The following is a 26,984-nucleotide window of genomic DNA, read 5'->3' as shown; positions in this document are numbered from 1 at the left end:
CTTCGTTAACTAGCTTTGGCCAAATTTTTTCATCCCATGCGTAAGTCAGACATCTCACGTAAAGATTTTTTGAAACAAACCGGGTTAGGTTTCGCCGGAATGGCAACGGTGCCCGCGCTATTAAATACCCGGGATATTTCAACTCAACAATCGACAGGCAAAGAGAATCGATATGGGAGAAATGACTTTACATTAAAAAACGTAAGACTGGAAACCGGGTTCGGGTATGATGGCGACGAGGTTACTCATACCACAACCGGTTTATTTTCAGTTGCCATCAGTAATGGCAGGTTCAAAAGTATTTCGGCTAATACGCCGACTAATTCCCATGCCATTGATGCCAGGGGATTGTTGATGCTTCCGGCGTTCAAGGATATGCACATTCACCTGGATAAGACTTTTTATGGCGGGCCCTGGCAGGCTACGAAGAGAATAACTGGTGGTGTAAAAGGCATGATAGCATTGGAGCAGCAAATTCTACCTGAGATGCTGAAAACATCCACCGATCATGCAGGGAGATTGATTGAACTGCTTCAGTCAAAGGGGACTTCGTTTGCAAGAAGCCATGTAAATATTGAACCTACTTCAAAATTGCAATCGCTGAAAAACCTGCAAAAGGCGGTTGAAAATAAAAAGAACTGTTTTGGAGCAGAGCTGGTAGCCTTTCCGCAACATGGTGTTTTTTATACAGATTCGGTTCCCTATTTAAAGGATGCTGCACAGATGGATATCGATTTTATCGGTGGCCTGGATCCTTACAGCATTGATGGGTCTATTGAAAGAACAATTGATTTTACAGTTCAATTGGCATTAGATAATAATAAAGGAATAGATATCCACTTGCACGAATCAGGAGAATCAGGTTTGAAAACAGTGGAATATCTTATTAAAAAAGTAAATGAAAATCCTGTTTTAAAGAAGAAGACTTACTTAAGCCACTGTTTTGTTTTAGGAAAACTGGAAAAATCAAAGCAGGAAGAAATTGCAGAACAATTGGGCACAGCCAATATCGGTATCGTATCTACCATACCCTTTGGAGGACTGATAATGCCGATACCTGTTTTATACAAGCACAACGTTACGGTGCTGACCGGCAACGACAGTATCATTGACCATTGGAATACCTGGGGAAGCGGGAGTGTATTGCAGAAAGCCAACCTTATGGCACAACTCTATGGCTATTCATCCGAATTTTTATTATCAAGAAGTTTGAAACTGGCAACAGCTAACGTACTTCCTTTAGACGATAAAGGCGTGCAGCAATGGCCTAAAGCAGGTGATGCTGCCGACGCGGTGCTAATTGATGCAAGCTGTTCGGCAGAAGCAGTTTCCAGGATATCGCCGGTAAGATCGTTGATAGTCAAAGGAAGTATTGTTTACAATGATCAACCTTAAACCACAATGTGGGGGCTGTTAAACAGTTTTTATACGCCTCTGTTCTCTCAGGTGAAGCGACTTGTGATAGATGATCGGGAAAACAAGCAGGGTGAAAACAGTAGCTGTGACCAATCCCCCGATTATAACGATCGCCAGCGGTTTTTGGCTTTCGGAGCCGATGCCTGTGCTTATGGCAGCCGGCACCAACCCAATGGCCGCCATCATGGCCGTCATCACAACAGGCCGGGTCCTTACTTTCACCGCATTCACAATTGCCTGGTTCAGGTCAGTTACCGATTTTGCCTGTTTATGAAATTCAGAAATCAGTATCACGCCGTTTTGTACGCAGATTCCGAATAAGGCGATGAAACCAACGCCTGCCGAGATGCCGAAATTTATCCCGGTTAAATGGAGTGCAAGAATACCGCCTATCAATGCGAAGGGCACATTGATCAGCACGTAACCTGCATCCCTGGCGTTCCCAAACATGACAAACAGCAAAACGAAGATGAGGAGCAGGCTTATGGGAACGACCTGCGCAAGCCTGTTACTTGCCCTTACCTGGTTTTCAAATTCGCCTGTCCAATCCATGGAGTAGCCTGCAGGTAATTTGACTTTCGCTTTTGCATTCCGCTGCGCCTCTGCTATGGTACTGCCCAGGTCTCTTTCCCGCACAGAAAATTTCACGCCGATAAACCTTTTCGTATCACTGCGATAGATAAATGCCGGACCCGTAATTTGTTTAATGGAGGCCACTTCCTTTAAGGGGATCCGTTTGCCGGTAATGGTGGGGATCATCAGCATCAATATATCCTCTTCATTCTTGCGGAATTCCTTGTCGTATCGAATGCGGATATCAAATTTTCGCTCTCCTTCGTACTTCGAAGTGGCTGTTTTTCCACCGATTGCCATTTCAATAACTGCTTGCGCGTCAGCTTTGGTCACCCCGTAAATGGCCATCCGTTCCTCGTCTAGCAATACGCTGATCTCCGGCTGGCCTACGTTGCGGAGAATGCCAACATCCTTGATGCCTGGCACATCCTTGATCTGTTCCAGCACCTGGTTTGCGTATTCATCCAGTTTCCCGAGATCATCACCATAGATTTTGACCGCGTTTGATGCGTTCATTCCCGCAACTGCTTCTGCCACATTATCAATGATCGGTTGGGAATAGTTGTAGTTGATGCCCTGGTATTTCTTGAGCTTACCATCCATTTCTTCAACAAGCTGATCCAGTGTGATCTTTCGTTTCCATTGTTCTTTCGGCTTTAAGTTTACCTGCATTTGCACATAGTAAAACCCACTGGGGTCCGTTCCGTCATTGCTGCGCCCGGTTTGCGATAGTACTCCATTGACCTCCGGGAATTTGGTTAATTCTTCCCGTAGTAACCTGACCGTGTTTACGGTGTTATTCAAGGAATAACTCATCGGCATTTTTGCTTCTACCCAAAGGGCGCCCTCGTTCAACTGGGGCAGGAATTCGGAACCCAGCCAGCGGGTAGAATATACTGTCAACCCAAAACAGGTGAAAGCAATAATAAGCGTCAATTTTTTCCTGGCGAATGTCCAGCCAAAAGCCTTTTCGACAGTGTTATTGACCATTCGGGTGAAGAAGTTATTCTTCTCCCTGACATTTTTCCGTAGCAGCGCAGCACTCAAAACCGGCACCAGCGTAAGCGTAAAAATGAGTGCGCCTAACAGTGCGAAGCCAAGCGTGTAGGCGAGGGGCGCAAACATTTTTCCCTCCACTTTTTCAAATGAAAAGATGGGTAACAGGGCAGAGATGATGATCAGCTTAGAAAAGAAGATCGCCTTGCCCATCTGGGTGCCTGTTGTTTTTATCAGTCCCAGTTTCGAAAGCTTATTGAATTTATCCATCCCTCGTTTATGCGCCTGGTGATCCAGTGCTACAAATAGTCCTTCCACCATTACCACGGCTCCGTCTATTATTATCCCAAAGTCCACCGCTCCTAACGACAGCAGATTTGCGCTCATGCCTTTGAGCTTGAGCATGAAAAAGGCAAATAACAGCGACAGCGGGATAATTAAGGCTACGATTACAGTAGTTCGCCATTCAGCCATGAACAGGAACACGACCACTGTTACCAAAATGATTCCTTCAACCAGGTTATGCATCACTGTTTTGGTACAGTATGCCATCAGGTTGTCACGGTCATAGAAGGTTTCCATTTTAACATCGGCCGGCAGGACTGACGTATTCAGTTCGGCGATCTTTGCTTTTACCCTCGATAGTACTTCACTCGGATTCTCGCCTTTTCGCATCACCACTATGCCTTCTACCACATCGTCATTGTTGTTGAGTCCCACCTGGCCGACGCGGGGGGCACTGCTTTCCTGCACTTTGGCGACATTTTTTACCAACAGGGGATTGCCATTGAAAATGTCGACGATTGTATTTTCAATATCCGCTTTGGAGTCGATCAGTCCTATGCCCCTGACCACAAATGCCTGGCCGTTTTTCTCGATCACATCACCGCCGACATTCAGGTTTGCTTTATGGATAGCCTCGTATAACTCAACAGGAGTGAGGTCGTATTGCTGTAGTTTGACGGGGTCGACTGAGATCTCATAGATTTTTTCCTGTCCCCCGAATGCCACTACATCAGCAACTCCCGGTATAGCCCTTAACTGCCGGTCGATCTGCCAGTTTTGGATGGTTAGCAGGTCGCGGGTGTCTCTTGTGTCACTTTTCAGGACATAACGGAATATTTCACCTGTTGGTCCATATGGTGGTTGTACATCCGGTTCAACCCCCTCGGGCAACTGCACGTTCCGTAACTGGTTATTGACCTGTTGCCTGGCAAAAAAGTCTTCGACATCGTCTTCGAAAATTACTTTGATCACTGACAAACCAAACATGGTGATACTGCGCACATTGGTCTTGCGCTGTACACTGTTCATGGAGATTTCGATAGGCGAGGTGACAAAGCGTTCAACCTCTTCTGCGCTTCGTCCGTTCCATTCCGTTACAATGATGATCTGGGTATTGGTAACATCCGGGAATGCTTCAATCGGGATCTTGATAAAGCTTATTATGCCTGCTATGACCAATAATCCCACCCAAAAGAACGTAAAGAATTTATTCTTCAGTGAAAATGCTATGATATTCTTGATAAACTTATTCATCCTTTAGTCGTTTAAGGCATCGTAGATCAACAGCCCGTTTTTTGAAATAATGGTCTCACCGGCATTCAGCCCCTCACTTATATACGTGACATCTCCCAACTCCCTGTAAATGGAAACTTTCCGGGTTTCTATGTTGTGTTTGTCGTTGAAGACCATTACCCAGTACTTGCTCTTGTCGAAGATGACCGATGATGCAGGTACGGAAATCATTTGGCGGCCTTCTGTATAGCTGATTGCTACCGTACAGCTCATCTCAGGTTTAAGCTTGAAGTTTGCGTTTGGGATCCTGACACGGACTTTCATTGCCCTTGTTTCCGGGTCAATTGCACTGAAGATCTTATCAATTTTGCCATTGTAAACTTCGTCGGGGAAGGCAATGGTCCGGACTTGGGCATCATAACCAACCTGCACTTTTGCAATATCGCTTTCGGTTACATTGGCCAGCGCCCATACTTCATTTATTTCGGCGATAGAAAAAATCGGCTCGGTATTGTCGGACCGGATCTGCTCATTCCTGTTGATCTTTTTGGTAACGACAAAGCCATTGATCGGGGCTATCACGTTGTACACAGATCCGCCTTTCAGGCTATAAATGTTATAGATCTCCTTTACCCGGGCCAGTTCTGCCCTTGCTTTTTCCAGGTCTTTTTCTGCAGCTGTTACGTCTTTTTCGGAGTTGAGTTTGCCTGCAAAGAGATCTTTGGCCACCTGGAGTGATTTTTCGGCAACTGCTACATTGCTTACCGCATCCATCTTTTCTTTCTGGAACTGCGCAACCTCGCTGCTTCGGATCGTTGCCAGTACCTGGCCCTGCTTCACATAGTCACCTAATTCAACGTTAATGGCGGTTACTACTCCGCCCACTATGGGATAGACCTGTGCCAGTTTATTGTTGTCTGCCGTTATCTTCCCAAATAGGCGCACTTCGTTCTTTACATTTTCCATCGATACTTTGGAAAAAGTACAGTTGGCCATCATGGTATCGCTTAATGAAAAGGTTGTCATTTCTTCGGCCTTTGCATTATTATGGCAGCCGGTATACATTAAGGCCGGTATCGTGATCAAAAGAAGTATTGCTGCGTTGCGCCGGTTTGCAAGCAGTGATTTTGATTTATGGTTCATGATTTCTTTTTTCAGGTGAGAAGATGTCAATCAATAGATGTCGGTACCTATTGATAGATTGAGCTGTTCGGCAGAGGTGACCAGCTGGCTTTTTATCCTGGCCAGTTCCGCTATGGTTTCATTATAGGCTTCGAAAAAGTCAACGAATTCAATAAGGGATACATTCCGCTTCTGGAAGTTGTCTGACATACCTTTCAGGGTAATTTCAAAGTCCTGGTTGTACAGCTTCGTAGCTTTCTCAAACTCCTGGATAGTGTGCGTATAAAGCGCATAGCTGTTCTGGAGACTGCTGATAATTTCCTGTTGTTTTGCGTTCAGGTCATACTCTGATTCTTTGAGACTGAAGCGGGCTGCTTTGATATTGCCCTGGTTCCTGTTCCATAGGGGAATTGGAATTGCGATACCGGCATTGACCTGGTTGTTGAAAGCGCCACCACGTTGATCGTATGCAGTAAACAGGTTAAGGTCCGGGATTGCGGTTCGTTTCTGGTAGCTGAGGTACTGGCGGGCAAGATTTTGGTTTTGCCGGAACAGGATCAGCTGCGGGTGATTATTTTGGGCGATCGTTTTTAATTCGTCTAAACTCTTTGTCTTGATATAGGACCTGATGTCGTCATCAGTAAACCGGAATACTACGAGCTGGTTGGTTTGCAGCAGGGTCTGGATATCTGCCTGGGCTTCGAAATATTGCTTTAACAGGTCTGCCCGGTCATTATTGAGCCCCAGGTATACCCCCTTTAACCTGACAAGATCCTTAAGTGGCATATTGCCCTTTGTTACCTGGATTTCATATCCAGCCATTATAGAATCCAGTAAGGTCAGTTGGCTATTGTATTTTTCCAGCAGGTATTGATATTGACCCAGGGTAAACAGGTTCTTGTGCAGCCTGAACTTAAGCTGGCGGACCAGATCCTGGAACTCCAGCTGGGCTATCTCCGTGTTGGACCTGGCTATTTCGATTTCTGATTTTCTTTTGCCGCCAAGAATGATCAGCTGTTCCAGTTGAAATGATTTTTGCCCGGTCTGCCCGATATGCAGAACTTTATTGTTCTGCGGATCGTAAGCGTTAAGATCCATAGTCAGGATGGGATTGGGGTAAAGCTTTGCCTGGAGTACCTGCGCTTTTTTGGCTTCTACATTCATCGAAGATGCCAGCAGGTAATAGTTATTTACAAAGAAGATACTGTCTGCCTGCTGGATGTTGATCCGTAGCGTATCAGCAGCAAACAGACCGTTAGTAAGCGCAATGCCGCCCAATAGTAGAACCAGGAACCGTCGGTTGAACCCCATGTATTTTGCCTTTTTTTAAAGGCACGAATAACCTGGAATCGGGCTTAAAAACGCATTAAAGCGAATAAAAATCAGTTTAAGGGTAATACGATTGTGAAGATATTAACATCGCTGCCTTCGTTGTGATATGACACTGAGCCGCCATGCAGTTTGATGATCCGGTCAATAAGCACCAGTCCCAAACCGAAGCCCGGCTTGTCTTTGCTGTTTTCCCCGCGGAAGAAATGCTGGAACAGGTATTCTTTCTCACTCTCGGTAATAGTAGCCCCTTGTGATAGAAATTCAATTTTCAGGTTTTGGGAAGACGGGGTGATAATTATTTTCGCCCGTGAGTTGTTACTATACCTGATGCAGTTGATCATTAAATTCATCAATGCGGCCTGCAGCAGCCGCGGGTTGGCTGTTATGGTGAGCAGGCTGTCGTCTTCCGTTCCGGGAGCGTATTCGATAGAAAACAGGAAATCTTTATATAAGGTGTTAAGCTCTTCTGCAAGATCAAAAAGCATTTCATCAATCCTGAACTTCGTTTGCGAAGAATTGTCGCCGGATTCGACTTTGGCAATTTCCAGTAAAGAGTTGATAATTTCACTCAGGTTCCGCGTGCTTTCTTTCTGGTGTTTTACCAACTGGACTATGGTTTCTTTCTCTGTTTCTTTTTCTATTCTTTCAAAGTTGGATACCAGGATCGCTATTGGCGTTTTCAGTTCATGTGAAATATGATGGATAGCGTGTTTCTGGAATGAGAAAGCATCATTCAGTTTCTTCATGAGCTCATTGAATCGCCGTGCGAGCAGGTGGATTTCGTCATTCTTGTCCTCGATGCTAAGCGGGATATAACGATTGTTGAAGTCATAGTCCTTGATCTGGCCTGTCAGGTCAACAATTGACCGGGTAATCTTTTTCGATAAGAAGTATGATACCAGTCCGATTACAGCAGAAATTCCAAAAAAGGTCAGCAGCAAGATGTATTTCAGGTACCTGATTTTTTTATACCCGGAAATATCGAAGGCTTTGCTGATCCCATAATATTCTCCGCTTTTATGATTAAGGTAAACGCCAACCACGTCATATAGCCCGTCTTTTTTTTCAATCCATGGATGTTTTGTAGATAAGGATTCCAGGATAGCGGTCGAAACCGGTATAGGGGTATCATCCACGCTGGAATAGATCAGCCGTTTGTCTTTATTGAAGATCAGCAGCTTTTCATCATAGAGGTGGTGGATGGTGACTTTATCCATTGTCTGGATCAGGTCTTCATCCATTTCCCTGGCCTGTGTCAGGAAATTTAATGTTGTGGTGATCTTGTCCTTTTGCCGCTGCTGAAATTCTTCTTCCCGGTATTGCGAGAATAGGATGTAAACGAAAAAAAATGCAATGCCTGTCAGGAGAACAACTGCAATGGAGAAATAGAGTAGTATTTTTTTTCTAATGCTCATCGAAGTAATACCCGAAACCGATTTTGGTTTTTATTGAATCCTTGCCGAAGGGCTTATCCAGCTTCTTACGGAGAAAGTTAATATATACTTCGATTGTGTTGCTGTTGGAGTCGAGCGCTACTCCCCAGATTTCCCGGATCAGCTCTTTCTTGGATACCAGTTCTCCATTTGACGACACCAGTTTCACAAGGATCTGGTATTCCCGGGGAGTCAGGTTTATTTCCGTTCCCTGGCGGGTTACTTTACTTGTGGACCGGTCTATTACGATATCCCCGGCAGTAATCTTTGGATTCGCTTTATCTGCACCGTTGAATTTGCTCCTTTTAAGCAGCGCCTGAACCCGCAGTAACAATTCTCTTGTATAGAACGGTTTTGTCAGGTAGTCGTCCGCACCGCTGTCATATCCCTGGATCTTATCTTCCAGTTCATTGAAGGCTGTTAGCATAATTACCGGGGTGACTAAATTAATTTTCCTGAAGTCCTTACAGATGGCGTATCCTGTTTTGCCGGGAAGGTTTATGTCCAGTATAATACAATCATACTCCTGCTTCCGCAGCAGCTTTTCCGCCAGCAGTCCGTCATATGCACTTTCGACGTAGAACCCTTCAGCAGACAGTGCGTCCCTGATATTTGCGCTAAGCGTCATATCGTCCTCAACCAGCAAAATTCTTTCCATACGACGGTATGTCTTTATGTTATGCGAAATTGCAACTATTCATTCGTAAAAGTAGATTTTTTGGAAATGCTACTGCTTCATAGAATTCACCTGGGTCAGAGATACATGAACCATCCAAGTTCATGAACAGGGGAGTAGGCGTAGAAGAAGAAATCTGACATTTCATTGAGGGTTTCTCCAACATAGCCTGCAATGGCAAACTCCCAGGCAATTTCATTGCTTGGAGCTCCTGGCCGGCTTTCCTTGCCTGTAATTAACAGGATTACCGGGCAGCTACCCGGCTGCGCAGGAGAGGTAGCCCTGCAACGCCTCCCGGTAAGAACTTGTTTTCGAAGGCCTGGGGAATAGCCGCTTCAAGCAGGGCAACCATAGGAAGAACGTATGAAGAAGCTAAGAAGAAGCTAAGAATACACTACAAAAGTGCGTGACGCGAACATAAAACACCGGTGAAAGCATATAGCGAGCTTATAGCGGAGCTTATACAATCACCATAGAAAAGTGCATGAACGGTAACTCCTATGCATGTACGAACGACAACAAAGCAGTACTCATTACGAGGCAGACAGGATCTTGTCGCCAAAACAACAGGCTGCCAAAGAAGCCTTCCAACGCGCTGCAATGCCATTTTCGCCCTGGCTCAATCAAATGAATTCGTGGTCAATATTACCATTGTGCCCGGAGTTTCCGTACCGGCATTGTCCTCTGCAGAAATATAGACTCTTACGGGTTTAAATGTACTCACTGTTTCAATTGAGGCTTTTTTCGTTTTTGAAAACATGCTGCTTGAGCTATGGATCTGGCCGATGTTTTTAGTGCCGTTTTCTTTTGTCTCAAGCCAGACTACGTATGCATTTTTTGCAGGGGTGAGTTTTTTTGAATCTGCCAGATGTTCAATGTATACATTGATTAGATAATTATTGTTTTTATCCTTTTTCACTTTTACAGTTCCTTCGGCTCCCGGCACAACTGTTGAAGCATTAAAAGGAACTTGTTTTGTAGTTCCGCAGGATGCCAGGCAGAATATGATAGTCAGTGATACCAGGGAAAACTTCGCCTTCGTATATAGTAGAGTTTTCATTGCATTTGTTTTGTCAAATTTATTTTTTAGGCTAGCTATTTCTGTATGGTTTACAGTTAACCATGTGGGATTTACTGTTAAACGACTGGCATTGGAACAATGCTGTCTTCCGCTTTGGCACTATGGTCAACTAGTGGAAGAAGCTTTCATGAAGCAATGAAGAAGCAATGAAGAGTAGTCAAAAAGCAGTGTCAGAAACATAAAGCACCAGAGCCCGACTAGTGAAAGACTAGTGCCAACACTAGTGATTTCACGGAGAAACAGTAGTGAATTTGCGTGAACGACATAGTCAATATTAGTATGAACGACCATGTTCTGATCACACTCAGTTAGGTTTGAACTCCGACGAAGCCAGCTACACTAATCGCTTCTTCAGAAAAGCAGTGCCGGAGCCGGATTTGAGATATTTTTCGAATGCAAATGCCTTGTATTTGTCCATAAACGCGGCATAAAACAGAAGTTGTACAGGCAGATTTTGTGCCGTTGCCTGAACCTCGCCAGCCCGGTGACGGGCAATCCTGGCTTTCAAATCAGAGGTGCATCCCTTATAATAATCGCCATTCGCACAAAGAAGAATATACACATAATACATGCCTGAAAAATAAAACACGGTTTACTTTTAGAAAACCGTGTTTTAACTGATTTCTCTTGCATAGCTGTTTTAACTAGCGGACTTCGTCCGCCGTAGCCCACCGGCTGAGAAGATTGGTTGCTATAAAAGCAAAGCCCACCTAAGCTAAAGCTTCGGTGGGCGAAGGCGGAGAGAGAGGGATTCGAACCCCCGGACCTGTAACAGTCAACGGTTTTCAAGACCGCCGCATTCGACCGCTCTGCCATCTCTCCGGGCGCAAAATTAGGGTTTGAGATTAATTACCAAAATATTTTTTAAATTATTCTGAAATTCCTGACACGTATAGGTGAAAACTGTAATAGTTTGGTGCGGTTAATTTTAGCAGATAAAATGGCAGATTTCACGATGTCGAGAACATTGGAGCTCTGTATTTTACACCCCTTAATATCATATCATCAACGTCATTGCATGTCGAAAAAGAATCAATACTTACTGCCTTTCATCCTGGTAACCTGCCTGTTTTTCCTGTGGGCATTTTTGCATAACATCAACCCGATCCTCATTCCCCACCTGAAGAAAGCTTGCCAGCTCAGTGATACGCAATCCGCACTGATCGACTCTGCGGTTTACCTGGCATACTTCAGCATCGCCCTGCCAGCAGGTTGGTTCATGAACAAATATGGTTTTAGAAATGGATTGATCCTGGGTCTTGTTCTTTATGGTGCGGGAGCATTATTATTTTTACCGGCAGCGGGTACCCGAACTTATGGCGTATTCCTATTGGCGCTTTTTGTGATCGCCGCAGGAGCAACCTTTCTTGAAACTATCGCTAATCCATACATAACCCGGCTCGGTGATCCTAATACCGGAACGCAACGATTGAATTTTGCGCAGTCATTCAATGGTCTTGGTGCGGTAATCGCACCAATTATTGGTGGCAAGTTTATCTTCAGTGGCATCGAGCATTCAAAGGAAGAACTGGCACAGATGGAGGCTGCGGGTACGCTCAGCGCATACCTGCAGACAGAAGCCAACACCATCAGGATGCCTTATCTTGTTATTGCTGTTGTGGTACTCGTTCTTGCAGTTGTCTTTTACCTGGTCAGGTTGCCGGAAGGAGAAACCGGACAACACCACGTTAAGGAAGAAGATGATAAATTTTCATTTTCTATTCTTAAGAACAAACAAGTCCGCTGGGCAGTGATCGCACAATTCTTTTATGTCGGCGCACAGGTTTGTGTCGGCAGTTTCTTTATCCGGTATTCCAAATTTGTAATGGAATTGCCCGAGAAGCAGGCAGCGGTCTGGCTTTCTATGGCAATGTTCGGTTTCATGGCAGGACGTTTCACCGGCACATTTTTCATGCGATACATCAAGCCGGCAAAACTGTTGCTGTTATATGCCACTATCAGTTCTGCATTACTGCTGTTCGCCAGCTTTATGAAAGGATCGGCCGCAGTGTATTGCCTCATGGCTGTACCGTTCTTTATGTCGATCATGTTCCCAACCATTTTTGCGCTGGGAATTTCAGGCCTCGGCCCTGCAGGCAGGATGGCTTCTTCACTGCTGATCATGGCCATTGTAGGCGGCGCGATCTTCCCACTCGTGATGGGCCAGGTTTCTGACCTGACCGGTGGTAATATCCAGCTTGCATACTTAGTGCCGATGGTTTGTTTTGTAGTGGTGGGCCTGTTTGCATGGACGCAATCAAAAGAAGAAATGGAAGTCGTAAGCCTCAGCGCAGGACACTAAAAACTTAATTATGCTCGACTACTCAAATAAAACTGTACTTGTAACCGGTGGCGCCAGTGGTATCGGCCGCGCGGCAACCCTGGCCTTCGCACGCCAGGGTGCATCGGTACAGGTTATTGAACTGAATGATTCCGCATGGCCAGCATTGCAGGAAGAACTAAAGGACCTGGAGGGAAACGCAAATCTCCACACCTGCGACGTGAGCGACCAGCAAGCCGTTGTTGCACTCTTCAACAAGATCGGAAGGGTAGATGTGCTCATCAACAATGCCGGTGTTGCCCATGTCGGAAAAGTAACCAACACCCCCGAAGCAGACTTCGAAAGACTGTTCAGGGTGAATGTGAAAGGTGTCTACAACTGCATGTATGCAGCTATCCCGTTGATGCAACAGCAGGGCGGCGGTGTAATCCTGAACATGAGCTCGATCGCGGCATACGTAGGACTGCCGGATCGCTTCGCTTACTCCATGACGAAGGGTGCCGTGAGTGCCATGACCATTTCCGCCGCACGCGATTACCTGGCTGACAAGATCCGCGTGAACAGCATTTCACCGGCCCGTGTGCATACACCATTCGTTGATGGCTTCATCGCCAAGAACTATCCCGGTAAAGAAGCCGAGATGTTTGAAAAGCTCTCCCATTCGCAGCCGATAGGCCGCATGGGTAAGCCGGAAGAGATCGCAAACCTTGCCCTTTACCTCTGCTCAGATGAAGCCTCATTTATTACCGGAACTGATTACCCGATCGACGGGGGATTTATAAAACTGAACACCTGATATGAAACTGATAAGATTTGGCGAACCCGGCAGGGAATTACCCGGGGTATGCATTAACGACAAAAACTATGATGTATCGGCATTCGTGCACGATTACGATGAGAAATTTTTTGCAGCAGGTGGACTGCTTGAACTCGAAAATATTCTCGAGCGTCATGGTAACACACTGCCGGAAATCCCGGCCTCAGTTCGCTTTGGTGCGCCTGTTGCACGTCCATCGAAGATCGTCTGCATCGGGCTGAATTATGCAGACCACGCGAAAGAAACGAATGCGAATCTTCCGCCCGAGCCGGTAATCTTCCTGAAATCAACTACAGCGATCTGCGGACCGTTTGATAATGTGGTAATTCCCCGCGGCTCCGAAAAAACCGATTGGGAAGTTGAACTGGCTGTAGTGATCGGCAAGAAGGCCAGCTATGTTTCCGTGGAAGACGCCATGAATTATGTTGCCGGGTATTGCCTGCATAACGATGTAAGCGAAAGGGCTTACCAGCTGGAACGGAATGGTACCTGGGACAAAGGCAAGGGCTGCGACACGTTTGCACCTCTTGGTCCCTTCCTGGTTACCAAAGACGAGATCCCCGATATTCACCAGGTAAAGCTGTGGCTGACTGTGAACGATACGCTCATGCAGAATGGAACTACTTCAAACCTGATCTTTGATATCCCATTCCTGATTTCGTATACCAGCCAGTTTATGACCCTGCTTCCGGGCGATATTATTTCAACCGGGACTCCTGCCGGTGTGGGACTCGGGATGAATCCGCAGGTATACCTGAAACCGGGCGACATAATGGAACTGGGAATTGACGGGCTGGGCGTATCCAAGCAAACCGTGGTGGCATATGCTGAGAATTGATGCACACAATCATTTCTGGACCTTTGACCCGGTTCGCGACAGCTGGATCGATGACAGCATGAGTGTGATCGCCCGTGACTTTCTTCCATCCGACCTGGAGCCATTACTAAAGGCAGAAGGAATAGACGGATGCGTTGCCGTACAGGCCGACCAGAGCGAGGAAGAAACCCGTTTTCTTTCCGTGCTCGCAGCAAACAACCCTTTCATCAAAGGCGTGGTGGGCTGGGTAGACCTGCGGTCAGAGACGATCGAAAGAAGGCTACAATATTATCAATCCATCCCTGTCATTAAAGGCTTCCGTCACATCCTGCAGGGTGAAAAGCAGCGCGACCTGATGCTGACGCCGGAATTCAAAAACGGGATAGGGCTGCTGGGGAAATATGGATTCACGTATGACATTCTCATCTATCCTGACCAGTTGGGATATGCATGGACGTTATGCAAAGAATTCCCCGACCAGTCATTCGTTATTGATCACCTGGCGAAACCGGCTATTAAAAGCGGCGATCTCGGGAACTGGAAAAAAGAAATGGAACGATTTGCAGACCTCGAAAATGTGTATTGCAAAGTATCGGGCATGATCACGGAAGCCGACTGGAAACAGTGGACTGCCGCTGATTTCCGCCCGGCCCTGGACACGGTCACATCAACCTTTGGCACCGATCGGTTGTTATTTGGTTCGGACTGGCCCGTGTGCCTGGTTGCCGGATCCTACAGCCAGGTGGTCACCCTGACAGCGGATTATTTCTCTTCATTTTCAAGCGAAGAAAAAGCGGCGATCTTTGGTGGCAATGCACAAAAATTTTACAGACTATAACTAGAAATATGGACCTCTCTTTACAAAATAAAATAATCCTGGTAACCGGTGGTGCCAAGGGAATTGGTGAAGGAATCGTAAGGCTGCTTGCAGCCGAAGGTGCTATTCCTGTGATCATCGGTCGCGACGCAAAGGATAACCAGCGGCTTGCTGATGAGCTTAAAGCCAATGGGAACAAAGTGTTTACGGTTACCGCAGAACTTTCAGTTCCCGAAGATTGTAAAATGGCAGTTGATGCCGTATTGAAAGAATTCGGCAGGATCGACGGTGTAGTGAATAACGCCGGTAAGAATGATGGAGTAGGATTGGAGAGCGGCTCTTACGAAGATTTTGTTGCTTCCCTGCACCGCAATCTCATCCACTACTACCTGGTGGTGAAATATTCCCTTCCTTCCCTGATTGAATCAAAGGGTTCTATCGTCAATATCACCAGCAAAACAGCTGAAACCGGCCAGGGCAATACTTCTGCCTATGCAGCGTCAAACGGTGGCAGAAATGCCCTGACCCGTGAGTGGGCTGTAGAGCTCCTGAAATACGGCATCCGGGTCAACGCTATTGTGGTAGCGGAATGCTGGACACCCCAGTATGCCAGCTGGATCGAAACTGTACCCGACCCGGAAGCAACCCTGGCAAGAATCACGAAGCGAATCCCGCTCGGAAACCGGATGACCACTACGGAAGAGATTGCCAACACGACCGCATTCCTGTTGTCAGATAGGTCAAGCCATACCACCGGCCAGCTCATCCACGTGGATGGCGGTTATGTTCATTTAGATAAAGTAATAGACTACTAATCAACCTTACCATGAAACAGAGTGTACTGCAAATACATCCGTCAGACAATGTGCTGGTGGCGCTCGCTGATCTCCCAAAGGGAATGATCATCGAGTGGAACGGCGACACGATCGAGTTAAAAGATAATATTCCCGCAAAACATAAACTTACCCTCCACGAACTGAATGCCGGAGATCCGGTACATATGTACGGCGTGCTGGTGGGGAAGGCGCAGGTAACTATAGTTAAAGGCGGACTGCTTACTACCGAGAACCTGAAACATGCTGCAGATCCGTATGACTACCGCGGCGTAAAATACAGCTGGCATTCTCCCGATGTTTCTAAGTTCGAAGGCCGGACATTCAATGGGTACAGGCGGAGTGACGGTCGCGTCGGCACAGCCAATTACTGGCTTTTCATTCCAACCGTTTTCTGCGAGAACCGCAACCTCGACGTGATCCGTGAGGCCCTGGTAAATGAATTGGGATATGGTGTAACTGACAAGTATAAGCGCTATACCCATTTGCTGGCTGAAGCGGTAAAGAAGGGTGACGACCTGGGCAGCATCAGCTTTGCACCCTCGGGTGAAGTGTCACAGGAACGCCTCTTTCCCAATGTGGATGGCATCAAGTTCCTGAACCACGACGGCGGTTGCGGTGGCATCCGCCAGGACTCTACCGTGCTCGGAAAACTGCTCGCCGCATATGCGAACCATCCCAACGTGGGTGGTGTAACGATTCTCAGTCTCGGTTGCCAGCACCTGCAAACAAAAGAATTACTCGAAGGAATAAAAGAGCTGAATCCCGGGTTCGATAAACCCTTGCTGGTGTTCGAACAGCAGCAGTCGGTAAGCGAATCACAACTGATCAGCGATGCGATCAGGACAACATTTGAAGGTCTGCAGCAGATCAACAGGCTGGAGCGCGAACCTGCATCACTGGATAAACTTTGCGTAGGGGTGAAATGCGGTGGCAGTGATGGTTTCAGCGGCATCTCTGCGAACCCGGCTGTGGGCTATTGCTCTGACCTGCTTGCCGCACTTGGTGCGAAAGTGTTGCTAGCTGAGTTTCCTGAGCTCTGTGGAGCCGAACAGGAAATGATCGACCGCAGTGTGGATGAAACTACTGCCCGGAAGTTCATGCGCCTGATGCAGTCGTACGACGCACTGGCACACCAGTCAGGTTCCGGCTTTTTCATGAACCCATCGCCCGGCAATATCCGTGACGGTCTCATTACCGATGCGATCAAAAGCGCCGGCGCCGCCAAGAAAGGTGGTACATCTCCTGTCGTGGATGTGCTCGACTATACAGAGCCTGCAGTAAGGCCGGGATTGAGCCTCGTATGTACACCGGGTAATGATGTGGAAGCTACAACAGGCAAAGCGGCTTCCGGTGCAACTCTGATCCTGTTTACCACAGGACTGGGTACACCAACCGGCAACCCGGTTTGTCCCACGATCAAGCTCTCTACCAATTCGGCGCTCGCCAAACGGATGCCGGATATCATCGATATCGACACCGGTCCGATCATCACCGGGGAAAAGAGCATCGAGCAGATGGGAGAGGAGATCCTGGAATATTGTATCAAAGCTGCAAGCGGGGAAGTAATTCCAAGTGCGGTGCGACTGAACCAGGATGATTTCATTCCATGGAAAAGAGGCGTGAGTCTTTGACGCAGTAACTACTCTTGGTATCTTCGGCCTGATGAGTACAAAGGCAATTAACCGGGTCAGGATAAGCAAAATAATAGTTGAAGCAAAAGACGCCAAAAGCTTCGTGCTGGAGCCGCTTGATGGCTGGCAGCCGCAATACCGCCCAGGCCAGTTCATTACGCTCGTCTTTTATACAGCGCATGGTGAGAAGAGAAGGTCCTATTCCTTCTCTTCTGCACCAGGCCTGGATGAACCCATGACCATAACCGTTAAAAAGGTCGATAACGGTGAATTCTCCAGGTGGTTGGTCTATGAAGCTGTGCAAGGTGATATCCTGTTTACTTCAGGTGTATCGGGATTTTTCCAGCTTCCCGATATTCCCGATACCGTAGAGCAATATGTATTTCTTGCGGCAGGAAGCGGCATCACACCCTGTTTTTCACTGATCAAAACATTGTTGTTTACCACCACGAGCAAAGTGTTGCTGATCTTCAGTAACCGGACCCGGGAAGACGCCATTTTTTATGAAATGCTGAAAGATCTCGAGGAAAGATTTCCTGCGCGAATGCATACGCGCTTCCTTTTCAGCAACAAATTCAATGTGTATGAAAGCCGGCTCAGCAAATGGCTGTTGCTGCAATTGCTGGAAAAACACGTGATCGCTGACCATAATAAAGTGTTGTTCTACCTCTGCGGTCCGCAGGATTACATGCAAACGATCACGATAACGCTGCTTGGAAAGGCAATCCAGGCTGCGAATATCCTGAAGGAAAATTTCAGCACCTTACCCCGCCTTGTCGTTCCCCGTCCTCCGGATAGTGATCCCCATGAAGTAATCATTCATTTCCAGCACGACGTGCACAGGTTGATTGTGCAGTATCCCAAAAGCATTATTGGCGCGGCAAAAGACAAAGGCATTGAACTGCCCTACAGCTGCGAAGCCGGCCGCTGCGGTAGTTGTGCTGCCACCTGCATCAGCGGTAAGATCTGGATGGCTTACAATGAAGTTTTGATGGAAGATGAGATCGCCCGTGGCCGGGTGCTGACCTGCCAGGGCTTCCCGGTAGGCGGAAATGCAGAGATCATATTTTGATCCCAAGGCACTATCTTTAAGAGTATATACATGATTGTTATGCGAAACCTGCTGGTACTTATACTCCTGTGCATGGCCGTTACCTCACCTGTCTCAGCCCAGGACCTTTCCCAATTTGAAAAGAAAGAATTTGTCAGCTCACATGGCGATACCCTGCTTTACCGGGTGTTGTACCCGGTCAATTACGATCCGGGGAAGAAATACCCGCTTATGCTGGTCCTGCACGGAGCCGGCGAACGGGGGAACGACAATGAGAAGCAATTGACGCATGGGGGTAAACTGTTCCTGGCCGACAGCAACAGGAGCAAATATCCCGCGATCATCCTATTTCCGCAATGCCCGGAAAACAGTTACTGGAGTTCCGTACAGATCGACAGGTCTACACAGCCGCTCACTATTGCATTTGATTATGCGTCCTCACAAATAACGCCACCGCTGCGGTCGGCAATTGAGCTTACCAAAACATTCATCAATGACGGTAAAGCGGATAAAAAACGAATCTATATCACCGGCCTGTCGATGGGTGGCATGGGCACATTCGAAGCTGTTTACCGCGAACCCAAACTATTTGCAGCTGCAGCACCGATCTGCGGTGGCGGTGATACCAAAGCGTATAACAAGCAGGCTGCTAATGTTCCCTTCCGGATTTTCCACGGGGAAGATGATGCTCTTGTGTCAGTAGACCTGTCGCGCGCAATGCTCGGCCGGCTTAAGGAACTGGGCGCATCCGTGCAATACGTGGAGTATCCCGATGTAAATCATAACAGCTGGGATAATGCATTTGCTGAACCTGATTTCCTTGATTGGTTTTTTGCTAAAAGACGTTAACAAATTCTCGGTTATTCATAACAGTTGTTAGCTTATTTTAAGGCCTTTTTAATGTGTGCGCAACCAGTGCGGTAATCAATACATCTACCTTTGCGATGTAAAAAAATCGCCAGCCACAGGAAATGTCATTTGCGTTCAATAAGAGGGTTTGCAGGCTTATCACACTGGTTGGCTCGATCGGATGGCTGTTATGCTGTATCCCTGCGAATGCTGTGAAGGCTTCCCAATCGCAGTCCGTTGACTGGAGTGAATTCTGTAAGGGAGAAATGGTCAGCAAGCTGAATATTATCTTTGGTGAGTCAATTCCTGAAGCACTTCATGTTGCTTTTGTCCGCCACGTTAACCTGCGTTCCAATCCTGATTTTTGTCCGCCAACTTTTTCAACACTTCGTCAATTCGTCTTTCCGCCTATACCGGCAACCCATCATTCTTACTCACCGGATTTTGTTGGTTTCCTGTTCCGCCTCAAGCCTTTCTGATCATCGGTTGCATAGCCCGGCTTCAACCTATTGATCACATCAAATTCATTTCATGAGCGGTTCATTTCGATCCCTCCGGTGGCTCGTATTCTTTGCCATCGCAGGATGTACAGCAAATTCAGCAGAAAACAATACTAAAGACGTTCCCGAAATTCCCGTAATTAACCTTGCAGATTCTGATACCACGTTGTATACAGGATATGTCGCCAATATCCAGGCTGTTCAGCATGTGGAGATCAGGGCCAAAGTAAAAGGCTTCCTCGACAGGATCCTGGTAGATGAAGGTGCCATCGTTAAAAAAGGCGAAGTGCTTTTTCGTATCAATGGCGACGAGTACTCCAACGCGGTTGCAAAAAGCAAGGCCCAGCTGGCCAATGCGCACGCCGATGCCCAGGCTGCTGAGCTGGAAGTAAAACGCGTGAAGCTACTTGTAGAAAAAAATGTGCTGACTTCTTCCGAACTCAAATTAGCCGAAGTAAAGCTAATGGCTGAGCAGGCGAAGATCAGGGAGGCATTGTCAGCCAGCGAACTCGCGGAGTTGCAGCTCTCTTATACTGCAATCCGTGCGCCCTTCGACGGAATCGTAAACAGGATGCCATTGAAAGTCGGCAGTTTACTCGACGAAGGCACATTGCTCACAACCATTTCGGATAACCATGCTGTGTATGCGTATTTCAAGGTTTCAGAAATAGAATACCTGGACCTTGCGCGTAATGACCAGGAAAAGCTCGGTGGCAACAGCACCGTGCAGATGATCATGGCAGACGGTCTGCCTTATGACAGTAAAGGAAAGATAGAAACTACCGAAGGAGAGATCGATAGAAGCACCGGTTCACTGGCCATCAGGGCAAAATTTCCCAATCCTGACAGGATCCTTAAACACGGTGCGACCGGCCGGGTTAAACTCAGCAATGCGGCTCACGATATTGTGACCGTGCCGCAGAAGTCGGTGTTTGAAGTCCAGGACAAACACTTTGTTTTTGTCGTCGATAACAGCAACCGGATCAGGCAGCGCAGTTTCGAGCCTGAACGGAGATTGGCTTCCTCCTATATCGTTGCCTCGGGTCTCAAGGCCGGCGACAAGATCGTTTATGAAGGCATTCAGCACCTGCGCGACGGCATGGTGATCAAACCCCGCTACACTGTTGTAAAGCTTTAATTTTTTTCCCATGGTAGAAATGTTTATCCGGCGGCCGGTGCTGTCGCTGGTGATCTCTATTTTCATTACCCTGCTCGGTTTGCTGGCACTGTTCCAGTTGCCCGTAACACAGTTTCCCGATATCGTGCCACCCTCAGTTGTGGTTAGTGCAAAATATACCGGCGCCAACGCCGAGGTATGCGCGAAAGCCGTAGCCACCCCGCTTGAGAGGGCCATCAATGGCGTTCCTGGCATGACGTACATGTCATCCGTTTCGAGCAACAACGGCAACACACTGATCCAGGTATTCTTTGAAGTCGGTACTGACCCTGACCTCGCGGCCGTGAACGTGCAGAACCGCGTGACCACCATCCTTGATGAACTACCAGAAGAAGTGATCAAAGCCGGTGTTACGACGGAGAAGGAAGTGAACAGCATGTTGCTTTACCTGAACGTGATGAGCAGTGATCCTGCTGCCGACGAGGACTTCATTTACAACTTTACAGACATCAATATCCTGCAGGAACTTAAAAGGATCGATGGCGTTGGTTTCGTGGAGATCATGGGGCAGAAGGAGTATTCGATGCGTGTGTGGCTGAAGCCTGACCAGATGCTTGCTTACAATGTGTCAGCTGATGAAGTGGTGCAGGCACTTCGCAACCAGAACATAGAAGCAGCGCCGGGAAAAGTGGGCGAGAGCTCCGGTAAGGAGACCCAGCCATTGCAATATGTACTGCGTTACACCGGTAAATTCTACGAGCCCGGGCAGTATGAAAATGTAGTGATCCGTTCGAAGGAAGATGGTTCCCTGTTACGACTGAAAGAAGTTGCGGATATCGAGTTCGGTGCCATGACCTACAGCATGGTATCGAAGACGGATGGTCGTCCTGCCGCTTCCATCATGCTGAAGCAAAGGCCCGGTTCAAACGCAAGCGATGTAATTGAATCTGTAAAGGCCAGGATGGCAGAACTGAAAACAACAAGCTTTCCCCCCGGCATGGAATACAACATGGCCTATGATGTTTCCCGCTTCCTTGACGCATCCATCCATGAAGTGATCAAGACCCTGGTGGAAGCATTCATTCTTGTTTTTATAGTTGTATTCATCTTCCTGCAGGATTTTCGTTCCACGTTGATTCCCGCCCTGGCTGTGCCTGTGGCATTGATCGGTACTCTTGCATTTATGCAGGCAGTAGGATTTTCGATAAACCTGTTGACATTATTCGCGCTCGTACTCGCAATTGGTATTGTTGTGGATAATGCCATCGTTGTGGTGGAAGCAGTGCACGTGAAAATGGAGAAGGAACATCTTCCGCCAATGGAAGCAAGTATCAGCGCCATGAAGGAGATCAGCGGGGCGATCATTGCCATTACACTGGTGATGTCTGCGGTGTTTATCCCGGTAGCTTTCCTGTCAGGTCCCGTCGGCGTCTTTTACCGGCAGTTCTCCATTACGCTCGCTATTTCCATTGTGATTTCAGGGATCAATGCGCTCACGCTCACACCTGCGCTTTGTGCCCTGTTGCTAAGGCACCAGGTGGTAAAGGAAAAGGGACTCATCAACCGGTTCTTCAAAGGCTTCAACCGGCGATATGAACAAACCGAACTGGGCTATTCAACACTGATCGCCAAGATGGCGGCGCGCAAGGGGCTTACGCTGGTCCTGCTGCTTGTATTCTGTGCCGCTACTTTCGGGATCACGCGGATCCTGCCATCAGGATTTATTCCGACTGAAGACCAGGGAATGATCTATGTGAATGTGACCACGCCACCAGGTGCAACTGTTGAACGTACGGAGAAAGTGCTTGACGAGATCCAGCGCGTTGCGGATTCATTGCAACCCGTTGAGACCGTTGCCACGCTCGCAGGTTTCAGCCTCATGAATGATGTTGCCGGCGCGTCTTACGGAATGGGAATGATCAACCTGAAGGCTTGGGATGAGAGAAAGGAATCCGTTCAAGACCTGATGGAAACCATGCGCGAAAAAACAAAACATATTCACGACGCAAAAATTGAGTTCTTCCCGCCGCCAACAGTCCCGGGTTTTGGAAATGCCAGTGGCTTTGAATTGCGTGTGCTCGACAAAACCGGTACCGGCGACCTGCAGCAGACAGCGAAAGTGACAAATGAATTCCTTGCTGCCTTGCGGGAATCAACCGCCATCAGTGATGCCTTTACAGGCTTCGACCCGAGCTTCCCGCAATACATGCTTCATGTCGATTATGAAATGGCGGCTAAAAAAGGAGTGACGGTCGATAATGCGATGAGCACATTGCAGACACTACTGGGAAGCTTCTATGCAACAAACTTCATCCGCTTCGGCCAGATGTATAAGGTGATGGTGCAGGCCTACCCGCAGTACAGGAAGAACCCGGAGGATATCCTTGACCTGTATGTAAAGAACGACCGGAATGAAATGGTGCCATATTCCACATTCGTTACATTGGAAAGGGTTTACGGTCCGGAGCAGCTGACCCGGTACAATATGTATACGTCGGCGATGGTGAACGGTGATGCCGCGCCAGGATACAGTTCCGGTGATGCGATTGCTGCCATCCAGGATGTGGCGTCTAAACTCCCGCGCGGCTACAGTTATGAATGGAGCGGGATGACACGCGAACAGATCCTTTCAGGGAACCAGGCGGTGATGATCTTCCTTATCTGCCTGTTGTTTGTATACCTGCTGCTTGCAGCGCAATATGAAAGTTTCCTGCTGCCGCTGCCCGTTTTGCTTTCGTTACCCGCAGGGATCTTTGGAGCCTTCTTTTCACTGTACCTGCTGGGACTGGAGAATAACATTTATGCCCAGGTGGCACTGGTGATGCTGATCGGGCTTTTAGGCAAGAATGCCATCCTCATCGTGGAGTTTGCCATCCTGCGCAGGCAGCAGGGAGTATCCGTGTTTCAATCTGCGATCGAAGGAGCCGTCAGCAGGTTAAGGCCGATCCTTATGACTTCCTTTGCATTCATCGCCGGGCTCCTGCCGCTGTGTATGGCGAATGGAGCAGGTGCAATGGGCAACCGCTCGATCGGAACAGCAGCAGCAGGGGGAATGCTGATCGGGACAATCTTTGGTGTGCTGGTCATACCAGGACTTTATTTCCTGTTTGCCTCGATGGTTAAAACCAAACAACAACCCGTAACCGAAAATTTACAAGTAGATGGTGATGCGTAAAATATTGAAGTGGTCGCTGATTGGATCCTGTGTTATCTTTTCAGTTGCGGCGTGCCGTACTCCGCAGTTGCCGGCAACGCCGGACATGGCAAAGTTGCCTGCAGCTTTTGTGACGGACAGTTTACCTGCAGACACAGTGTCTTCCGGGCAAACCGGCTGGCAGAAGTTTTATACCGATGAATTTTTAGTGCAGCTGATTTCGGAAGTACTGGAGAATCACCCCGACCAGCAGCTCGCCTTACAGCAGGTGGAGATCATGCACCAACAGGTTCTGCAACGACGCGCAGCCTTCCTCCCGACCTTTGATGGTGTGCTTTCGGGTAGTTATGACAGGTACGGAAAGTACACCCTGAATGGTGTGGGTAATTTCGACACGAATCTTTCCCCGAACATCGATAAGGACCAGCGGATTCCCGATCCCACTCCCGACCTGTTCATAGGGATCCGGAGCCGCTGGGAGATTGATCTCTGGGGCCGTATGAAGTCGGAAAAGAAGGCCGCGCTGTCGAGGTTGCTGGCTGCTGAAAAAGGTCGTCGTTTTGTAAGTACGCAGCTGGTTGCGCACACCGCGTCCCTTTATTACGAGCTGGTGTCGCTGGACCGTGAGCTGGAGATCCTGCTGAAGAATATCCGGCTGCAACAGCAGGCTCTTGACATGGTGCGGATCCAGAAGTCTGCAGGCCGCGCGACCGAACTTGCCGTTTTGCAATTCGAAGCGCAGCTCGTGCGCACGAAGTCGATGGAATTCATCACCAGGCGCCAGGTCAGCGCCATAGAAAACGAACTTAACTTTTTGTGTGGCCGCTATGAAGGTACCATCGTACGCTCGGGTAAAGTGTTGGCACTTGCTCCTGAAATTGTGGAGACCGGTGTGCCCGCGAAAGTGATCAATAGCAGGCCCGATGTGCAGGAAGCGGAATGGTTGCTGGAAGCCAGTAAAGCAGATGTGATTGCGGTTAAGAAAGCCTTCCTGCCTGCCCTCACCATAATGCCGTATGCAGGACTGAACAGCTTCAATATTTCCAAATGGTTCAGTCTTGAATCAGCTGCGCTGGGAATTGTAGGTGGACTTACGGCGCCGGTACTAAACCGCCGTATCCTGAAGACCAATTTTGGAATTGCTTCCGCCCAACAGCGATCCGCATTCGAAACCTACCGGAAAACATTGCTCAATGCCTTTTTCGAAATTAATACCGGTATCAGTAACTGGAGGAACCAGCAATCGCAGTATGAAATGAAACAGAAGGAATTCCTGGTACTGGAAGCAGCATTGCGTACTGCCAATGACCTTTACATCAGTGGTTATGCGAGTTATCTTGAAGTAATTACTGCCCAGAAAGGTGTGCTGGACGCGGAACTGGAACAGGTGAGGACGCGCCTTCAGATGTTACAGACGAAAGTAGGGCTGTATCGCTCTTTGGGAGGAGGCTGATTGTTTAGTCCTGGCTCCTGCGGATGGCGGAAGAACCGTTTGCTCTTGCCTTTTTCATCCCGAGGGCTGTCAGCCGTACGATAGTAAACCGGTCGTATTGCTGGAGACTGACCATTCCTTCCTCGTCAAGTTTCCTGATATTAACCAGGATCGTATCCCAGGGCAGGAATTGCCTCACGATGATCTGCGCCGGCTTGCACGGGTAGCTGGTAGGATCGGGGTCGTCCTTTACGATCTCGTAGATAGTCCTGAGCGTTGAGTAGTGGCTGTCCATAAACTGCTTTAAAATACTCTCTTTTTACAGCAGTCAAAAGAGAAGTTTTCAACATATGTGGATGACCGTTAATTTCAATTCATGAAAAAGCGGTTGCACACCCATCCTTATGCGCTGATTATCATGGTTCTGTCCATCACTGCCTGCCATTCGAAGGTAGACCGCGGCAACGCACCTGGCGCCGCCGCGGAATTTACCAGCGGGGCAGATCTTTCGTATGTGAACCAGGTGCAGGATCATGGCGGCAGGTATTACCTGGCTGGCCGTGAAACCGATCCGTTCACCATTTTCCGGTCTGCAGGCTTCAATACCGTGAGGGTGCGGCTATGGCATAACCCGAAGTGGACCGCGGCCCTTAACGAAGGAAAAATGTATGGCGACCTTGCCGATGTAACGCGTACCATCAGCCGGGCGAAGTCGGCAGGCATGAAAGTGAACCTGGACCTTCACTATTCAGACGACTGGGCAGATCCGCACAAGCAGGCAACGCCGGATGCATGGAAAGGTCTTTCTCCAGCTGTACTTGGCGATTCTGTCTACCGGTATACCCTGGGGGTACTCGAAACACTTCATGCAAAGGGACTCACGCCCGAAATGATCCAGGTCGGAAACGAGACCAACGACGGAATGCTGTTCCCAACCGGTAAAGTCTCCGTCAATGGCTGGAAGCCCTTCGCATCCGTGGTTTCCGCTGGCATCAAAGCAGTACGTGATTTTTCAGCTTCTCATGCTGTCCACATCAATATCATTCTTCATGTGGCACAGCTTCAGTTTGCAGGCCACTGGATGCAGCAACTTGAACAGGAAGGGGTGAGAGATTTTGAGATAATCGGCCTTTCACATTACAGCAAGTGGTCTGCTGTCAATTCCTGGTCAGCGTTTACCGATACGATCGCCATGTTGCGCGAAAGGCATCAGAAGAAAGTGATGATCGTTGAAACAGCGTATCCATATACAGCAGATAACGCAGATGCATACCCGAATGTGATAAATGGTGCAGATACAGTTCCGGGCTACCCCGCAACTGTAGCCGGCCAGGCAGCATATCTCCGTGATCTTGTTGCTGCGATCCGCAAAGGCGGCGGAAGTGGTATGATGTATTGGGAGCCAGCCTGGATCACCAGCAGGCTTCGCGACCAGTGGGGCCAGGGCAGTTCCTGGGATAACTGCACCTTATTCGATTCCAAAGGAAATGCGCTGCCGGTGCTGACCCCGGCTTCCCCGCTTTTTATTCCTTAGT

The 26,984-nt window shown here is 48.1% G+C and carries 22 protein-coding genes and 1 tRNA gene; 14 read left to right on the top strand and 9 right to left on the bottom strand.

Features of this window, described 5'->3' with window-relative positions:
• The first annotated feature begins 36 nt into the window (after positions 1–36).
• Positions 37–1,395 (top strand): amidohydrolase, encoded by a 1,359-nt coding sequence (locus tag OI18_RS08730; protein ID WP_039139055.1) that lies wholly within the window; start codon positions 37–39, stop codon positions 1,393–1,395.
• Between the two features lie 18 nt (positions 1,396–1,413).
• Here the strand turns inward: OI18_RS08730 and OI18_RS08725 are convergent, their stop codons facing one another.
• From OI18_RS08725 to OI18_RS08690, 8 genes are all read right to left on the bottom strand, one after another.
• Positions 1,414–4,524 carry an efflux RND transporter permease subunit gene (locus tag OI18_RS08725; protein ID WP_039139053.1) on the bottom strand — a complete coding sequence of 1,037 codons (3,111 nt, stop codon included), beginning with the start codon at positions 4,522–4,524 and terminating at the stop codon, positions 1,414–1,416.
• Positions 4,525–4,527: 3 nt separating this feature from the next.
• The gene (locus OI18_RS08720; RefSeq protein WP_082037905.1) at positions 4,528–5,646 is read right to left on the bottom strand and encodes an efflux RND transporter periplasmic adaptor subunit; all 1,119 of its coding nucleotides are present in this window, start codon (positions 5,644–5,646) and stop codon (positions 4,528–4,530) included.
• A 30-nt stretch (positions 5,647–5,676) separates the two neighbouring features.
• Positions 5,677–6,936 carry a TolC family protein gene (locus tag OI18_RS08715; RefSeq protein WP_039139051.1) on the bottom strand — a complete coding sequence of 420 codons (1,260 nt, stop codon included), beginning with the start codon at positions 6,934–6,936 and terminating at the stop codon, positions 5,677–5,679.
• A gap of 71 nt (positions 6,937–7,007) precedes the next feature.
• On the bottom strand, positions 7,008–8,372 hold the full coding sequence (locus OI18_RS08710) for a sensor histidine kinase (RefSeq protein ID WP_039139050.1): 1,365 nt from the start codon (positions 8,370–8,372) through the stop codon (positions 7,008–7,010).
• Positions 8,362–9,048: a response regulator transcription factor gene (locus OI18_RS08705; protein WP_039139048.1), complete on the bottom strand. Its 687-nt coding sequence runs from the start codon at positions 9,046–9,048 to the stop codon at positions 8,362–8,364. The genes OI18_RS08710 and OI18_RS08705 overlap by 11 nt, the downstream gene beginning before the upstream one ends.
• Positions 9,049–9,685: 637 nt before the next feature.
• Positions 9,686–10,126 carry a hypothetical protein gene (locus OI18_RS08700; protein ID WP_039139046.1) on the bottom strand — a complete coding sequence of 147 codons (441 nt, stop codon included), beginning with the start codon at positions 10,124–10,126 and terminating at the stop codon, positions 9,686–9,688.
• A 355-nt stretch (positions 10,127–10,481) separates the two neighbouring features.
• A complete protein-coding gene (locus OI18_RS08695; RefSeq protein ID WP_205410010.1) occupies positions 10,482–10,736 on the bottom strand; it encodes a GIY-YIG nuclease family protein in 255 nt (84 codons plus the stop codon).
• Between the two features lie 148 nt (positions 10,737–10,884).
• Positions 10,885–10,969, bottom strand: a tRNA-Ser gene (locus OI18_RS08690).
• Between the two features lie 196 nt (positions 10,970–11,165).
• Between OI18_RS08690 and fucP the strand changes: the two genes are divergently transcribed.
• From fucP to OI18_RS08630, 12 genes are all read left to right on the top strand, one after another.
• On the top strand, positions 11,166–12,449 hold the full coding sequence (gene fucP, locus OI18_RS08685) for an L-fucose:H+ symporter permease (protein ID WP_039139042.1): 1,284 nt from the start codon (positions 11,166–11,168) through the stop codon (positions 12,447–12,449).
• A gap of 10 nt (positions 12,450–12,459) precedes the next feature.
• Complete coding sequence (locus tag OI18_RS08680) at positions 12,460–13,224, top strand: SDR family NAD(P)-dependent oxidoreductase (RefSeq protein ID WP_039139040.1); 765 nt, start codon at positions 12,460–12,462, stop codon at positions 13,222–13,224.
• Between the two features lies 1 nt (position 13,225).
• Complete coding sequence (locus OI18_RS08675) at positions 13,226–14,083, top strand: fumarylacetoacetate hydrolase family protein (protein ID WP_039139037.1); 858 nt, start codon at positions 13,226–13,228, stop codon at positions 14,081–14,083.
• Positions 14,070–14,900: an amidohydrolase family protein gene (locus tag OI18_RS08670; RefSeq protein ID WP_039139034.1), complete on the top strand. Its 831-nt coding sequence runs from the start codon at positions 14,070–14,072 to the stop codon at positions 14,898–14,900. The genes OI18_RS08675 and OI18_RS08670 overlap by 14 nt, the downstream gene beginning before the upstream one ends.
• Positions 14,901–14,908: 8 nt before the next feature.
• Complete coding sequence (locus OI18_RS08665; RefSeq protein ID WP_039139031.1) at positions 14,909–15,694, top strand: L-fucose dehydrogenase; 786 nt, start codon at positions 14,909–14,911, stop codon at positions 15,692–15,694.
• An 11-nt stretch (positions 15,695–15,705) separates the two neighbouring features.
• A complete protein-coding gene (locus OI18_RS08660) occupies positions 15,706–17,346 on the top strand; it encodes a UxaA family hydrolase (RefSeq protein WP_039139029.1) in 1,641 nt (546 codons plus the stop codon).
• 31 nt (positions 17,347–17,377) lie between these two features.
• Positions 17,378–18,418: a flavin reductase family protein gene (locus OI18_RS08655; protein ID WP_039139027.1), complete on the top strand. Its 1,041-nt coding sequence runs from the start codon at positions 17,378–17,380 to the stop codon at positions 18,416–18,418.
• Positions 18,419–18,457: 39 nt separating this feature from the next.
• Positions 18,458–19,246: a carboxylesterase family protein gene (locus tag OI18_RS08650; protein ID WP_039139272.1), complete on the top strand. Its 789-nt coding sequence runs from the start codon at positions 18,458–18,460 to the stop codon at positions 19,244–19,246.
• 122 nt (positions 19,247–19,368) lie between these two features.
• Entirely contained in the window at positions 19,369–19,725 is a 357-nt protein-coding gene (locus OI18_RS08645) for a hypothetical protein (RefSeq protein WP_039139023.1), read from the top strand.
• Between the two features lie 52 nt (positions 19,726–19,777).
• Complete coding sequence (locus tag OI18_RS08640) at positions 19,778–20,884, top strand: efflux RND transporter periplasmic adaptor subunit (RefSeq protein WP_039139020.1); 1,107 nt, start codon at positions 19,778–19,780, stop codon at positions 20,882–20,884.
• Between the two features lie 10 nt (positions 20,885–20,894).
• On the top strand, positions 20,895–24,038 hold the full coding sequence (locus tag OI18_RS08635; RefSeq protein WP_039139017.1) for an efflux RND transporter permease subunit: 3,144 nt from the start codon (positions 20,895–20,897) through the stop codon (positions 24,036–24,038).
• Entirely contained in the window at positions 24,031–25,470 is a 1,440-nt protein-coding gene (locus tag OI18_RS08630; RefSeq protein WP_160290207.1) for a TolC family protein, read from the top strand. Before OI18_RS08635 ends, OI18_RS08630 begins: the two co-directional genes overlap by 8 nt.
• Positions 25,471–25,474: 4 nt before the next feature.
• Here OI18_RS08630 and OI18_RS08625 read toward each other — a convergent pair whose 3' ends face one another.
• Positions 25,475–25,744, bottom strand: coding sequence for a hypothetical protein (locus OI18_RS08625; RefSeq protein ID WP_039139012.1), 270 nt, complete (start codon positions 25,742–25,744; stop codon positions 25,475–25,477).
• 81 nt (positions 25,745–25,825) lie between these two features.
• Between OI18_RS08625 and OI18_RS08620 the strand changes: the two genes are divergently transcribed.
• Positions 25,826–26,983 carry a glycoside hydrolase family 53 protein gene (locus OI18_RS08620; protein WP_052273006.1) on the top strand — a complete coding sequence of 386 codons (1,158 nt, stop codon included), beginning with the start codon at positions 25,826–25,828 and terminating at the stop codon, positions 26,981–26,983.
• The last annotated feature ends 1 nt before the right edge of the window (position 26,984 follow it).

The sequence above is a fragment of the Flavihumibacter solisilvae genome, from assembly GCF_000814475.1.
Lineage (GTDB): Bacteria > Bacteroidota > Bacteroidia > Chitinophagales > Chitinophagaceae > Flavihumibacter > Flavihumibacter solisilvae.
The sequence above is the reverse complement of the archived record's forward strand: the minus strand, read 5'-3'. Positions and strand labels throughout refer to the sequence as shown.